Source organism: Salinicola sp. JS01 (assembly GCF_030284585.1).
Lineage (GTDB): Bacteria > Pseudomonadota > Gammaproteobacteria > Pseudomonadales > Halomonadaceae > Salinicola.
On sequence record NZ_CP127244.1, the window covers coordinates 1,084,143 to 1,097,746 of the forward strand.

Here is a 13,604-nt window from a genome sequence, read left to right on the forward strand (position 1 = left end):
CGATGCACAGCATGGACGATATCGGCGGCGCAGCCGACGACCCGCGGCTATCGAGCCCGGCGGCGCAGCGCAATCGCGGGCCCATCGGCGAGATCCTGCGTCAGGTGCTGCCGGCCCGTGGCAGCGTGCTGGAGATCGCCAGCGGCAGCGGCGAGCATGCCGTCTACCTGGCCGAGGCGCTGCCCGGCCTGCGCTGGCAGCCCTCGGACACCAGCCCCGAGGCGCTGCGCTCGATTGCCGCCTGGCGCGAGGCCGCCGCGCCGCCCAACCTGCTGGCGCCGCTGGCGCTCGATGTCACCGCCGAGTGGCCCGAGATCGCGGAGCTGGCCGCGGTGTGCGCCTTCAATCTGGTGCATATCGCGCCCTGGGCGGTGGCCGAAGCGCTGTTCGCCGGCGCCGGCCGCCAGCTGCCGCCGGGCGGGCTTTTGGTGCTCTACGGGCCGTTCAAGCGCGCCGACACACCGCTGGCTGAGAGCAACGCCCGCTTCGACGAGGCGCTGCGCGCGCGTGATCCGCGCTGGGGTATTCGCGATCTGACGGCGCTGGAAGCGCTGGCCGCCGCGGCCGGACTGGAGGCGCTGCAGGTGCACGAGATGCCCGCCAACAACCTCTGTCTGGTATGGCGCCGCGCCGCACAGGCCTGAGCGCCACGACTCGACTACACTGAAGTTCATTCCCGACGGCCGACAAGGAGTAACGCCGTGTCAGACTTTTCCGTGGAGTTCCGGATGCCCAAGGGTTGCCCCAACTGCGGCAGCCACATGATGAAGGTCTCCCAGGCCAAGCAGCCCGACGACCGCGTCTTCTGCACGTCGTGCAACACCGACGTATGCGCCTGGGACAAGGCCGAACGAATCCTCGAAGAGACTCCGCGAAGCGAGTCCGAGCAGTTGATCGAGGATGTGATGAATAACAAGAAGCCCGCTACCGACGACGAATAAGCGGGCGGTGCGTCACGCAATCCCCCGAGCCCCGGCCTTGGCGCCGGGGCTCTTCGTTTATCGGGATTCGTCTTTGGTGGCGGGAGCGGCGGGGGCGAGCCCCCGCCGTCTGGTCACATCAGGGTTACAGCAGCTCTTCGGCCGCCAGCGCCAGGCGCGAACGCTCCACGCTCTTGAGCGTGATGTGTCCGGCATGGGGCCAGTTGCGGAAGCGCTCGACCACTGCGGCCATGCCGCAGGTGTTGGCGGTGAGGTAGGGCGTGTCGATCTGGCCGACGTTGCCCAGGCAGACGATCTTGGTGTTGCGCCCGGCCCGGGTGACCAGGGACTTGAGCTGCTTGGGGGTGAAGTTCTGGGCCTCGTCGATGATCAGGAAGGTATCGTTGAGCGTGCGCCCGCGCATGAAGGTGGGCGAGCGGATCTGCACCCGCGAGCCGATCAGCTGGCGCGTGGCGCCATCGCTCCAGCTGGTCGAGCCCTCACGCTCGTCGCGCAGCAGGTTGTCCATGTTGTCGTGGAAGGCACCCATCCACGGTGACATCTTCTCCTCCTCGGTGCCGGGCAGAAAACCGATGTCCTCACCCATGGGGATGGGGGCGCGGGTGAACACGATGCGTTCGAACTGCTTGGCATCCAGCGTCTGCTGGAAAGCCGCTGCCAGGGTCATGAAGGTCTTGCCGGTGCCTGCGCTGCCGGCGAGAGTGATGAAGTCGATCTCCGGGTCCATCAGCAGGTTGAGGGCGAAGTTCTGGCGGCTGTCGTGGGCATGGACGCCCCAGACACCGTCGTGATGGCGGTAGTTGGTGAGCAGCTGCAGGGTGGCGCGGCGCGGCGAGTGGCTGCGCACGATCGCCTCGAAGTCGGCGCCGTTGTCGCTGTCGGAGACCAGCATGCCGACATGCCAATCCTCGGGGATGGTGCCTTCCAGATGGTAGAGGGTGTGCCCCTCGGCACGCTCGACCATCACCTCGACATCCAGCGACTCCCACAGGCCGTGGCCATCACGCCCGGCGTCGGCGTAGACCTTGGCGCCCTCGATCATGGCGTCGAGATCGTCGAAGGCCTTGTCGCTGAGATAATCCTCCACCGGCACCTTGAGCGCGGCGGCCTTGACCCGCAGATTGATGTCCTTGGTCACCAGAATGACCGAGGCGTCCGGGCGGTCGCGGCGCAGGCGGCAGGTCTCGGCGAGAATGCGATTGTCTGGAGAGTTCTCCAGGGTCTCCAGCGGTTCCAGATCCTGATAGCAGAGGAAGCGCAGGCGGCCGGCGGGTTCGCCGCTGGCACGCGGGATGGGAATGCCTTGCTGAATCTCCTCGGGGGTGACGTGGGCGGTGAGATCGGAAAGGGTGCGGCTGATCTGACGGGCGGTGCGAGCGATCTCGCGCATGCCGTTCTTGTGCTTGTCGAGCTCCTCGAGCACGGTCATGGGGATGACCACATCATGCTCTTCGAAATGATAGAGGGCTGCGGGGTCGTGGATCAGGACATTGGTGTCCAGTACGTAGAGCCTGTTCGCTTTCTTGTCGATACGCACCATCGGCAAAAGCACTCCTGTGAGTTCAAGGCTTCTCGACCCTGACAGAGTGCCGTGACAAGTCGATGTCGGGCAGGAGACTCCGTCAGTGCCACTGTCGTGTCGGACGCAAGAACGGTGTCGGCGTTACCTCCCTGACGTAACGGAGTCAGTCTCAGAATGGGCCTAAGTGGCGCAAACTTCTACCCCCGCAAACGGAAATTATCGGTGCCCCTGGGGTAGGCCAGCGCGCCGATGGATTTTCACCCCTGGCAGACAGCAAAAAGCCCCGCACTGGGCGGGGCTTTTTCAAGGCAGGGCTCGTCTAGTACTGGCCATCGATCTTGTGCTGGCCAGGGACCGATCAGATGAGACCGATCAGATATTGTCGTCGCCGCGCTGGGTCTTCTGCGGGTCGACCTGGGCGATGGCCGGTTCGTCGCTGTTGCCCTGATCGAGCTTGGCCAGCAGATTTTCCGACTGGCGCTTGAAGGCGGCCAGCGCCTTGCCGGTCAGCTTCTGCGAATCCGGCAGCTTCACGCGCATGGCGTCGACCTGACGGTTGTTGACCAGGATCTCGTAGTGCAGGTGTGGCCCGGTGGTGCGTCCGGTATTGCCGGAGAGCGCGATCTCCTGGCCCATCTTGACCCGCTCGCCGGGCTTCACCAGCGCCTTGCTCAGGTGCAGGTAGCGGGTGACGTAGCCGTTGTCGTGACGGATCACGATGTACTTGCCGGCGAGCGGGTGGTTGACCACCTTCTCGACCCGGCCGTCGGCGGGGGCATCGATCGGGGTGCCGCTACGCATGGCGAAGTCGGTGCCCTTGTGCGGGCTGATGCGACCGGTGACCGGATGGTGCCGGCGCAGGTTGAACGGCGAGCTGATGCGGTAGTGCCCCTGGAAGGGGTAGCGGTCGAAGGCGGGATCGAGACCGTTGCCGTCCGGGGTATAGAAGTGATCGTCGGCACTGTTGCGTACCACGGTCAGATCCATGCGCTGGCCTTCGTACTTGGCGGCGAGAATCTTGGAGTCCAGCGACTGGCCGTCGATCATGTCGGACTCGACCAGCACCTGGAAGTGATCGCCGGCGCGGGCGTCGCGGCGGAAATCGAGCTTCTTGGAGAGCACGTGGGTCAGTTCGGAGACCTCGGCGCTGGAGAGCCCGGTGGACTGCGCCGAGAGCGCGAAGGAGCCGCTTACGGTACCGCTGAACATGCGCTGGGTAGCCTCGCCGGCTTTCTCGATCGGCGAGTAGGCGAACTCGGCGGTCTCGCTGTCGCGCTCGATCAGATAGCCGTCGCGGGGATTCTTCATCACCCGCAGGGCCAGCAGCTGGCCATTCTCGTCGAGCTTGTAATCGAAGGTCCGGCCGACGCGCCAGCGGGTCAGTACCTTCTTGTCCGGCACCGCGCCGAGGATCTGGGTCACATCGCTGTACTCCAGCCCCAGCGTGCGCTCGGCGGTCAAAGCGAAGGAGTCGCCCGGCTGGATGGTGTAGCTCTGCCACTCCGGCACGTACTGTTCATGCGAGGCGATCTCGCTGCCGAGCTCGGGATCGCCGTTGGGGTCGAGCATCCCGTCGGACGTCCAGTCCTCGTAGGAGGTGCCGCCGATATCGTCGTCGCTGTCGCTGTTGGCGGCGAAGTCATGGCCGCTGGCGCCCAGCGCCAGAGCCGACTTGAGTGCCGTGGCGGCGAGCAGCGGGGTGGCAGGGGCGCTGGTCGAGCCGGTGGCGGTCGTAGAACTGGCCGCGGGAATGTCCTCGCTGGCCTGCGCCTGGGGAATCAGATCGACATCCATGACTTCCAGCGGCTTCAACTGCGCCAGAGGTATATCGTCGGAAAGACGCTGGAGTGTCGAAGGCTCACTCGCCTTGTCATGACCATCGGTCGGGGCATGATCGCCAGCCGAGGCGATGATCGACTGGGAGAGTGTGGCGGTCGAAGCGACGGAAATCGGTGTCTGCGCGGTGTCGGCGTGGTCGAAGACGCCGATGATCTTTTGCGTACCCAGCACGGTGACCATAGTGGCGACCGGAAGCAGCAGCACTTTATGAGTGCGGGGTAGCGAATGGAAAATTCGCAGCATGAAGGTGAAGGCCCGAGTAAAAAAGGTGACAAACTAATATAAAGGCTCGGGAACCATACCCCATGGCGGTATTAATTGCCTAGTCTGTATTAATGTACAGCATCGAATCCCAGACGCCATGGGGTGCGGAGAAGAGTGCCCCGGTGTCAAGCAGATGTTTTGCAGCCTAACTTTTCATGCCCGGTATCGCCCGGTTCGCGCAGCGCTTCGCACTAATATGGTGCAATAAAAACGTCGCTATTTTGCGCCAATGGTGCTCCGTAAAACCCTTGTATGAGTTTTCGATGACGCCGAGAAAAGCTGCCCGATAGGCGCTGCAAGGGTGCCCCCGAAGCCTGTGCCCGCGTCCAGAGTGTACGGGCCGAATGGCTGCGTGCAACGGGTTTCTCGATGCCCGCGACGCGGTAAACTGAAAAGGGCGCGGCCCTTCTTTCCGGGCCCATGAGCGTTTTCAGCCGGAGGTGAGCGCATGCCGAGAGTGACCTTGCTGCAGTGGCAGATGCTGGCGGCAGTGGCCGACCATGGTGGGTTCGCCAAGGCGGCAGAGGCGATCCACAAGAGCCCTTCGACGCTCAACCATGCGATTCACAAGATCGAGGAGCAACTGGGTGTACGGCTGTTCGAGCCCAAGGGGCGCCAGGTGGTGCTGACCGAAGCCGGGAAGATGCTGCTGCGCCGGGCACGCCAACTCATCGAGAACGCAGCGCTGCTCGAGGATGTCGCCGAACGCCTTGCCGGCGGCCTCGAGGCGGAGATCACGCTGGCGGTGGATCAGATCTTCCCCGGCTGCGCGCTGGCCGAGGCGCTGACCCGCTTCTCGGCAGCCTACCCCCACGTGCGCGTGCAGCTGCATGAGACTGTACTCAACGGCGCTGTCGAAATGCTGTACGAGTCACGCGCCGACCTGATCATCTCGGGCTTCAGCCCGCAGGGCTTTCTGGGGCAGCCGCTGGTGGACATTCCGTTCATCGCCGTGGCTCACCCCGAGCATCCGTTGCACGGCCTGGGCCGGGCGCTCGATCTGCGTGACCTGGAAGGCCATCGCCAGCTGGTAGTGCGTGACTCCGCCGTACGCCACCGGCTGGATGCCGGCTGGCTGAAGGCCGAGCAGCGCTGGACACTCTCGCATCTCTCTACCTCCATCGACATGCTCGAGCGCGGGCTGGGCTTTGCCTGGGTGCCGCAGACGCGTATCCAGGCGGCGCTCGACGGTGGCCGGCTGAAGGCGCTGCCGCTGCGGGTCGGCGGTATCCGTTACGCTTCGCTGCAGATCGTCCATCGCGATATCGATGGCGCCGGCCCGGCGACTCAGGCCTTGGCGCAGGCGCTGATCGAGGCGACCGTTACCAGCTGCCGTGATGCCGAGCCTTTGCTGTTGCCAGAGGGGGCGCAGGCGCATCAGATCCCACTGGCTGACGCGCCACAGTCTTAAGGTTCGTCTGCGCCGAACGGTGGCAGCGAATTTATCCGCTCGATATTCGATTCTGGCCCTCTATGCTGAAAGTGAATGATGCTTAACGCGAATCGCGGGCGCGGCGCGCTGGGAATATCGGACGGGCGCGGTGCGCCAGGAATATCGGAACAGGGAGAGACGCATGGGCCTGTTGGTCAACGGTGAATGGCAGGACAAGTGGTACGACACCCAGAGCCACGGCGGGGAGTTCGTGCGCGAATCCGCCAAGCTGCGCGACTGGGTCACGGCCGAGGGAGAGGCGGGGCCGGACGGGCAACCGGGGGTGCGCGCCGAGGCCGGGCGTTTCCATCTCTATGTCTCGCTGGCCTGCCCCTGGGCCCATCGGGCGCTGATCATGCGCAAGCTCAAGGGGCTCGATGGCCTGATCGGGGTGTCCCACACCAGCCCGCTGATGCTCGACCAGGGTTGGTCTTATCACCGCGACGAAGGGGCCAGCGGCGATGCCGTCAATGGGGTCGAGTACCACCATCAGCTCTATACCCTGACCGATCCGCGCTATACCGGGCGGGTCACCGTGCCGGCGCTATGGGACAAGCAGCAGGGCCGGATTCTCAACAACGAGTCGGCGGAACTGGTGCGCATGTTCGACTCGGCCTTCGACGGGCTCACCGGCAACCGGCTCGAGTTCTATCCCGAGGATCTGCGCGAGGTGATCGACGCGGTCAACGCCGACGTCTACGACAACGTCAACAACGGCGTCTACAAGACCGGCTTCGCCACCGAACAGGCGGTCTACGAGAAACACTACGAGGCGCTGTTCGCCTGCCTCGACCGGCTCGAGGCGCGTCTCGCCGAGCAGCGCTATCTGGCCGGCGCCTGGCTGACCGAGGCGGACATTCGCCTGTTCACCACGCTGATCCGCTTCGACGCGGTCTACTTCGGCCACTTCAAGTGCAACCGCCGGCGGATCGAGGACTACCCGCAGCTCGCCAACTATCTGCGCGAACTCTACCAGTGGCCGGGCATCGCCGAGACGGTCGACTTCGACCATATCAAGCGCCACTACTATTACAGCCACGACACCATCAACCCGACCCGCATCGTGCCGCGGGGGCCGCAGCTGGATCTCGAGCGCCCCCACGACCGCGAGCGGCTGGAGGGGCACGGTATCCGCGAACGCGCCTGATACCGCGATTTCGGGTCAGATGTGACGTTTCACCGGTGGCGTCTCAAGTATGGCGCCGCAACCAGCGGTCCAGCGCATTGGCGAACTCGCGCCGCTCGGTGTCGCCGTAGGCGTCGGGCCCGCGGGTCTGCTCGCCGCTGGCGCGCAGCGTCTCCAGGAAGTCGCGCATCTGGACCTTGGCGCGCACGTTGTCAGCGCTCAGTGGCTCTCCACGGGTGGTCATGACGTCGGCGCCGCGCTCGATCACCTCCTGGGCCAGCGGCAGGTCGCTGGTGATCACCAGATCGCCGGGGCGCACCGAGGCCGCGATCAGGTCGTCGGCGGCATCGAAGCCGTGGGCCACACTACGCGCCTTGACCCAGGCCGAGGGCGGCAGCGGCAGGGTGTGATTGGCGACCATCCAGGTCGGGGTGCGGGTGCGTTCGGCGGCGCGCAGGATGATCTCACGGGCTGGCCGCGGGCAGGCGTCGGCATCGACCCACAGGGTCACGGCGGATGTCGCGTCCGCGCGCGCTTCGGGTATCTCTTGGGTCATCGGCGCTTCTCCTGGAATCGGGTGGCTGGCAGCGGCGATTCTAGCGGTGATAGGCCGCGTACTCACCTCCCGTTGGGGCGCAAGAGGGCTGGAGTGGTGGGTGCGGAAGAGGAGGAGAGGGGAGATGTAGGAAATTTACGATCGTGGTGGAGGTGGCGCTTCACCCATGGTATAGTTGCGCTTCCTCGCATGTGTTGACCCCACCATCCTGCCGATATGTCTGCAATCCACGCCATCGACCCGTGAGTCGATGCCACTACCGGACGTATCTCGTGTACGACGCACGGCGCAAGCCGACTTCTGCGTCCGGATGCAACGATGGCGCGCTTTTATCGATCGATGACTCTCACGATCGGGCGCAGCAAGGTCGCCACAGACGTCTCCGACTCCGGCACTCGCGCCGACTCGGTGACAATGCCAGGTGCGACCGGTGTCGGTCGGGCCACAAGCCCGCGGCACCATGACATTTTCGCCGGTACCTCCACCGGCCACTCCAAGGTGTGAAATGACCTCGACTGTAGTTGCGACGCCAAGCTTTGGCGATCTGGCGCTATTGCCGGAAGTACTCTCTGCCCTCGATACCCTGGGCTACGAAACACCCTCCCCGATCCAGTCGCAGACCATCCCTGCACTGCTGGACGGTCGCGACGTGCTGGGCCAGGCCCAGACCGGCACCGGCAAGACCGCTGCCTTCGCCCTGCCGCTCTTGAGCCGACTCGAGCTCGAGCGGCGTGAACCTCAGGTGCTGGTACTGGCACCGACCCGCGAGCTGGCCCAGCAGGTGGCCGTCTCGTTTTCCAAGTACGGTCAGAATCTGAAAGGGCTCGAGATCGCCACCCTGTGCGGCGGTCAGGAGTACCGTGAGCAGCTGAGCGCGCTCAAGCGCGGCGCTCAGGTAGTGGTCGGCACCCCGGGCCGGATCATCGATCACCTGGATCGTGGCAGCCTCAAGCTGGAAGGGCTCTCCGCCCTGGTGCTCGACGAAGCCGACGAAATGCTGCGCATGGGCTTCATCGACGACGTCAAGCGCGTGGTCGCCGATGCGCCCAGCGACTCGCAGCGGGTGTTCTTCTCGGCCACCCTGCCGAGCGAGATCGAGCGTATCGTCAACCGCTATCTGGTCGATCCGGTCAAGGTGGCGATCGAATCCAAGGTCAGCACCGGCGAGAACATCGAGCAGCGTGTGGTTCGGGTCGAAGGCCCAAGCAAGCTCGAAGCGCTGGCGCGTATCCTCGAAGTCGAGCCGGTCGATGCCGCGATCGTCTTCGTGCGCACCCGTGCCGCCTGCACCACGCTGGTCGAGCAGCTCACCGCGCGTGGCGTCAACGCCGCCGGCCTCTCCGGTGACCTCGACCAGAGCCTGCGTGAGCGCACCATCACTCGGCTCAAGCGTGCCAAGGTCGACGTGCTGGTGGCCACCGACGTGGCCGCACGCGGCCTCGACGTGCCGCGTATCACCCACGTGATCAACTACGATCTGCCGCAGGACTCGGAAGCCTACATCCACCGTATCGGGCGTACCGGCCGTGCCGGCCGTGACGGCGTGGCGATCACCTTCGCCGGCGGCCGCGAGACGCGCAAGGTGCGCTGGGTCGAGCAGGCCACCGGCCAGCCGATGACCGAGATGCCGCTGCCCGACGAGAGCGCCATCCGCGCCCATCGCGACGACCGCTTCAGTGCGCGTCTGCTCGAGATGCTCGAAGCCGGTGCCGGCCAGCAGCGTGAGCTGATCGAGAAGCTGGTCGCAGAGGGTCACGACCCCGTCGATCTGGCCGCCGCCATGGCGACCCTGGCACGCGCCGGTGAAGCCCCGATCGGGCGTATCACCGCAGGCCCTGCGCGCCGCGACAACCCGCGTGACGGTGGCCGCGATGCCGGCCGCGAGCGTGGCCCGCGTCGCCGCGACAGCGCCCCGCGTGAAGGCATGACCCGCTACCGCGTCTCGGTCGGCCACAAGGATGGCGTCAAGCCCGGCCAGCTGGTTGGTGCGCTGGCCAACGAAGGCGGTATCGAAGGCGCCCGTATCGGTCGTATCGACATCCGCAACGCCTTCTCGGTGGTCGAGCTGCCCAGCGGTCTGCCCAGCACCATCCTGGCCAAGATGGCACGCGCTCGGGTCGCCGGCCGCTCGCTGGAGATCGCCGAAGATCAGGGCGCACCGGAACGTGCACCGCGCCGCCGTAACGACGGCGATGCGCCGATGCGCCGCTCGCGCGCCTGATCCCAGGCACTGCTGGTCCCACGCCGCCCCTGATCTTCAGGGGCGGCGTTTTTGTGTGCGCGCCGCGCAAGTCTGCGCGGTAGCCGCCCGGGCCGCGCGTCCGCCGCCACTGGCTTGGGCCATGGTCGGACAGCGACCAATGATCATGGTGTGCAATAATCGTTTTTGTTCGCTGAATCGAGACAGGTGTCGCGCCGACGCGGTGTGCCCCGATGGCTAAGGTTAACGATATGGTCAAGACGCTCAAGGACCAGCTCTACCAGGCGCTGCTGCGCAGCATGGCCAGCGGCCATCTCGAGCCCGGTCTGGTGCTGCTGGAGAGCAATATCGCCGAGATCTTCGGCATGAGCCGTTCGCCGGTGCGCCAGACCCTGGCGCGGCTGTACGACGAAGGGGCGATCAGCCGCTTCGAAGGGCGTGGCTACGTGGTCGGCGGCGAGCCGAGCGAGGTGGTGCGGCGTTCGCTCACCGCGGCCGACTTCCGTGCCGCCGGCGGGCGCGCCTCGGTCAAGCGCACCGAGTCGTGGCGTGCACTGGCCGAACGGGTCGAGCACGACGTGGTGCTCGGGTCGATGAAGGGGCGGCTGGAACTCAACGAGCTGGAGCTCTCGCGTACGCTCGACGTCAGTCGCAGCGTCACCCACCGCATTCTACTGCAGTTGCAGTCCCTCGGCGTGGTGGCCAAGGTCAAGTATTCGAGCTGGAACGTGGTGCCACTGGACAGTGACCGGCTGCATCAGCTCTACGAGGCGCGCCGCCTGCTCGAACCGTTCATGATCGGCAAGGCATGCGCGCGTATCGGAGCGCCGGACGTCGAGCGCTATCTGCAGCGGCTGGCCCAGGCCGAACGGCGCTATCCGGATATCGATCCGGGGCGGCTGGATGCGCTGGAACAGGACCTGCACCATGACGCCCTGGTCCACGGTGCCAACGACGAGCTGCTGTCGATGCTGCAGCGCACGCGGCCGATCCTGCTGATCAGCAAGCACCTGCTGGGGGGCGAGATCGCGCTGCCCTCGGGGGACCCCTTCTTCGCGGCCCACCGCCAGGTGTTCGAAGCGCTGGCGGCGGGGCAGGCGACACGTGCCAGTCAGGCGTTGAGCGACCATCTGGCCTGCTCCGAGTCACTGGTTCAGGCGCGGCTGGTCAACTTCCAGCGCGATGGCGATATCCGTATTCCCGCCTATTTGCGCTGGCTCAGCCGCTGCTGAGCCGCGGCCATCACGTTATCCGGTGGCTGCGCGCTCAGGCCATCGCCCAGTCAGCCATCGCCCAGTCAGCCATCGAACCATCAGCCATCGACCGGTAGACCATTGTGGCGGCGCAGCTCACGAATGATGCCGCTGTGGTCGAGATCGCCGTCGCCATGGTCGAGCATGGCGCCGAACAGGGCATCGGCGCGCTGGCTCAGCGGCAGCTCCAGGCCCAGGCTGGCGGCTTCGGCCAGAGCGGTCTGGGTGTCCTTGTGCTGCCACTTGGCCGGGCCCCCGGGGGTGAAGTTTCCAGCCAGCATACGCTCGCCGTGTTGGGTGAGGATGGTCGAGTCGGCGAAGCCGCCGAGCAGCGCCTCGCGCACCCGGGCCGGGTCGGCCCCACCACGTTCGACCAGCAGCAGCGCCTCGGCCACCGTGGCCAGGGTGTTGGCGACGATCATCTGATTGGCCAGCTTGGCCAGTTCACCACAGCCGGCGGGCCCGACATGGGTGGGGCGGCCCAGGTGGCTCAGCAGCTCGCGGCTGGTCTCGAAAACGTTGGCCTCGCCACCGACCATGATCGCCAGGGTGCCGTCGATGGCGCCGCGCTCGCCGCCGGAGACCGGCGCGTCGAGATAGTCGATGCCCCGCGCTGCGGCGGCTTCGGCCTGGGCGCGGGCGGTAGCCACCGGGATCGAGCTCATCACGATCAGCCGACTACCGGCGGGCATCGCGGCGATCGCGCCGTCTGCGCCCAGCAGCACCTCGTCGCATATCGGCCCGGAGCTGAGCATCACGATCAGAGTATCGACATCAGCCGCCTCCGCCGGGGTGGCGGCGAGATGGATGGCGTGATCGGCCAGCGGTGCGAGCTTGTCGCGGCTGCGGTTCCAGGCGCTGACGGCATAGCCGGCAGCGGCCAGGCGGCGGGCGATCGGGGCGCCCATGATGCCGGTGCCCAGAACACCGACGCGTCTTTGTGTGGTCATCTCGCCTTGTCCTTACCTGACTTCGTCTTGCCGAGGGCGCCGCGCGCGGCCCGGCGTGGGGCGGGGCTTATCGCCGGCGCCGGCTTCAATCGCCGCTGCGCGGCAGGATACGCCCCGGCGAGAGCAGCTCGCGCGGGTCGAGCAGATGCTTGATACCGCGCATCAGGTCGTACTCCGGCCCCGGCAGGGTATCGAGGAAGGCGGCCTGCTTGAGCCGTCCGATACCGTGCTCGGCGCTGATGCTGCCGTCGAACGCTTCGACGATCTCGAACAGGCGCAGCTCCAGATCGTGGAGCAGCGGCAGGCGCTCGGCCTCCGTCAGCGCCGCCGGCGGCAGAATATTGAAGTGCAGGTTGCCGTCGCCGATGTGGCCGTAGGCGATCACCGTCGCCTCCGGGCAGGCCTCCGCGATGGCGTGGCTGGCCTGGGCGTGGAACAGCGGCAGCGACGAGATCGGCAGCGAGATATCGGTGCGCAGATGCTCGCCGGTCTGCCGCTGGCCCTCCAGCATCGCCTCGCGGATCAGCCATAGCTGCTGGGCCTGGGCCTCGCTGGCGGCGAGCACGCCGTCGACCAGCAGCTCCGCCTCGGCCCCCTGTTCGAACAACGCCTCGATCATCGCATCCAGATCGGCGGGGCCGCTCGCCGCCACCTCCATCAGCACGTAAGTGGGGTGGGGCGCGTCGAGCGGGTCGCGCAGGTCAGGTGCCGCCTGCATGGCCAGCTCCAGGCAGTGCCGCGGGATCAGCTCGAAGGCGGTGAGCAGATCGCAGCAGCAGCGCCGGGCCAGGGCATAGAGTGCCAGCACCGCTTCGATGTCGGCGCAGGCGAGCAGGGCGGTACGGGTGACCCGGGGCTTGGGGAAGAGCTTGAGCACCGCACCGGTGACGATCCCCAGCGTGCCCTCGGCACCGATGAACAGCTGCTTCAGGTCGTAGCCGGTGTTGTTCTTGTGCAGCGCACGCATGTGGCTGAGGATGCGCCCGTCGGGCAGTACCACTTCCAGGCCCAGCACCAGCTGGCGGGTCATGCCGTAGCGCAGCACGTTGAGCCCGCCGGCGTTGGTGGAGATATTGCCGCCGATCTGACAGCTGCCCTGGGCACCCAGGGCCAGCGGGAAGTAGCAGTCCGCCTCCTCGGCCACCTCCTTGATGGTCTGCAGCACGCAGCCGGCATCCACGCTCAGACTGAAGTTGAGCGGGTCGAGTTCGCGTACCTGGTTCATGCGCTCCAGGCTGAGCACCAGCTCGGCGCACTCCTCGTCCGGCATCGCCCCGCACACCAGCCCGCTGTGCCCGCCCTGGGGCACCAGCGGTACGTCGTGGCGATGGCAGTAGGCGACGATATCCGCCACCTGGGCGGTGTTCTCCGGTCGCACCACGGCCAGCGGCATGCCGCCGCGGCGCCCGGTCCAGTCGGTGCGGTAGCGGGCCAGGTCATCCGCCTGGGTGAGCACGCCGCGCGCGCCCAACAATTTTTCGAGTTCGCCGATCAGGGCGTTGTCGCGGGTCATCGTCGTCT

The 13,604-nt window shown here is 66.3% G+C and carries 11 protein-coding genes; 6 read left to right on the forward strand and 5 right to left on the reverse strand.

Annotation, left to right across the window (positions count from 1 at the left end):
• Window positions 1-2: 2 nt before the first annotated feature.
• The gene (locus QO259_RS04880; protein WP_285952023.1) at window positions 3-644 is read left to right on the forward strand and encodes a DUF938 domain-containing protein; all 642 of its coding nucleotides are present in this window, start codon (window positions 3-5) and stop codon (window positions 642-644) included.
• Between the two features lie 57 nt (window positions 645-701).
• Window positions 702-941, forward strand: a complete 240-nt coding sequence (locus QO259_RS04885; protein WP_285952024.1) for a hypothetical protein — start codon at window positions 702-704, stop codon at window positions 939-941.
• Between the two features lie 124 nt (window positions 942-1,065).
• Here QO259_RS04885 and QO259_RS04890 read toward each other — a convergent pair whose 3' ends face one another.
• Window positions 1,066-2,481, reverse strand: a complete 1,416-nt coding sequence (locus QO259_RS04890) for a PhoH family protein (RefSeq protein ID WP_035476467.1) — start codon at window positions 2,479-2,481, stop codon at window positions 1,066-1,068.
• Between the two features lie 354 nt (window positions 2,482-2,835).
• On the reverse strand, window positions 2,836-4,545 hold the full coding sequence (locus QO259_RS04895; RefSeq protein WP_285952025.1) for a peptidoglycan DD-metalloendopeptidase family protein: 1,710 nt from the start codon (window positions 4,543-4,545) through the stop codon (window positions 2,836-2,838).
• A gap of 469 nt (window positions 4,546-5,014) precedes the next feature.
• Between QO259_RS04895 and QO259_RS04900 the strand changes: the two genes are divergently transcribed.
• A complete protein-coding gene (locus QO259_RS04900) occupies window positions 5,015-5,977 on the forward strand; it encodes a LysR family transcriptional regulator (protein ID WP_285952026.1) in 963 nt (320 codons plus the stop codon).
• 163 nt (window positions 5,978-6,140) lie between these two features.
• Window positions 6,141-7,145 carry a glutathione S-transferase family protein gene (locus QO259_RS04905; RefSeq protein WP_285952027.1) on the forward strand — a complete coding sequence of 335 codons (1,005 nt, stop codon included), beginning with the start codon at window positions 6,141-6,143 and terminating at the stop codon, window positions 7,143-7,145.
• A 43-nt stretch (window positions 7,146-7,188) separates the two neighbouring features.
• On the opposite strand, the gene QO259_RS04910 is transcribed toward QO259_RS04905, so the two are convergent.
• Entirely contained in the window at window positions 7,189-7,680 is a 492-nt protein-coding gene (locus QO259_RS04910) for a YaiI/YqxD family protein (RefSeq protein ID WP_207034919.1), read from the reverse strand.
• A 505-nt stretch (window positions 7,681-8,185) separates the two neighbouring features.
• Here QO259_RS04910 and QO259_RS04915 point away from each other — a divergent pair.
• Both QO259_RS04915 and QO259_RS04920 read left to right on the forward strand, forming a co-directional pair.
• Complete coding sequence (locus QO259_RS04915; RefSeq protein WP_285952028.1) at window positions 8,186-9,901, forward strand: DEAD/DEAH box helicase; 1,716 nt, start codon at window positions 8,186-8,188, stop codon at window positions 9,899-9,901.
• 212 nt (window positions 9,902-10,113) lie between these two features.
• On the forward strand, window positions 10,114-11,112 hold the full coding sequence (locus QO259_RS04920) for a GntR family transcriptional regulator (protein WP_285952029.1): 999 nt from the start codon (window positions 10,114-10,116) through the stop codon (window positions 11,110-11,112).
• Window positions 11,113-11,192: 80 nt separating this feature from the next.
• On the opposite strand, the gene QO259_RS04925 is transcribed toward QO259_RS04920, so the two are convergent.
• Complete coding sequence (locus tag QO259_RS04925; RefSeq protein WP_285952030.1) at window positions 11,193-12,083, reverse strand: NAD(P)-dependent oxidoreductase; 891 nt, start codon at window positions 12,081-12,083, stop codon at window positions 11,193-11,195.
• An 85-nt stretch (window positions 12,084-12,168) separates the two neighbouring features.
• Complete coding sequence (locus QO259_RS04930; protein WP_207034914.1) at window positions 12,169-13,596, reverse strand: FAD-binding oxidoreductase; 1,428 nt, start codon at window positions 13,594-13,596, stop codon at window positions 12,169-12,171.
• Window positions 13,597-13,604 lie beyond the last annotated feature (8 nt).

Coding starts and splice junctions, on each gene's coding strand:
- QO259_RS04880 (WP_285952023.1), top strand. CDS start 3: ATGCACAGCATGGACGATATCGGCGGCGCAGCCGACGACCCGCGGCTA.
- QO259_RS04890 (WP_035476467.1), bottom strand. CDS start 2,481: ATGGTGCGTATCGACAAGAAAGCGAACAGGCTCTACGTACTGGACACC.
- QO259_RS04895 (WP_285952025.1), bottom strand. CDS start 4,545: ATGCTGCGAATTTTCCATTCGCTACCCCGCACTCATAAAGTGCTGCTG.
- QO259_RS04900 (WP_285952026.1), top strand. CDS start 5,015: ATGCCGAGAGTGACCTTGCTGCAGTGGCAGATGCTGGCGGCAGTGGCC.
- QO259_RS04905 (WP_285952027.1), top strand. CDS start 6,141: ATGGGCCTGTTGGTCAACGGTGAATGGCAGGACAAGTGGTACGACACC.
- QO259_RS04910 (WP_207034919.1), bottom strand. CDS start 7,680: ATGACCCAAGAGATACCCGAAGCGCGCGCGGACGCGACATCCGCCGTG.
- QO259_RS04915 (WP_285952028.1), top strand. CDS start 8,186: ATGACCTCGACTGTAGTTGCGACGCCAAGCTTTGGCGATCTGGCGCTA.
- QO259_RS04920 (WP_285952029.1), top strand. CDS start 10,114: ATGGCTAAGGTTAACGATATGGTCAAGACGCTCAAGGACCAGCTCTAC.
- QO259_RS04925 (WP_285952030.1), bottom strand. CDS start 12,083: ATGACCACACAAAGACGCGTCGGTGTTCTGGGCACCGGCATCATGGGC.
- QO259_RS04930 (WP_207034914.1), bottom strand. CDS start 13,596: ATGACCCGCGACAACGCCCTGATCGGCGAACTCGAAAAATTGTTGGGC.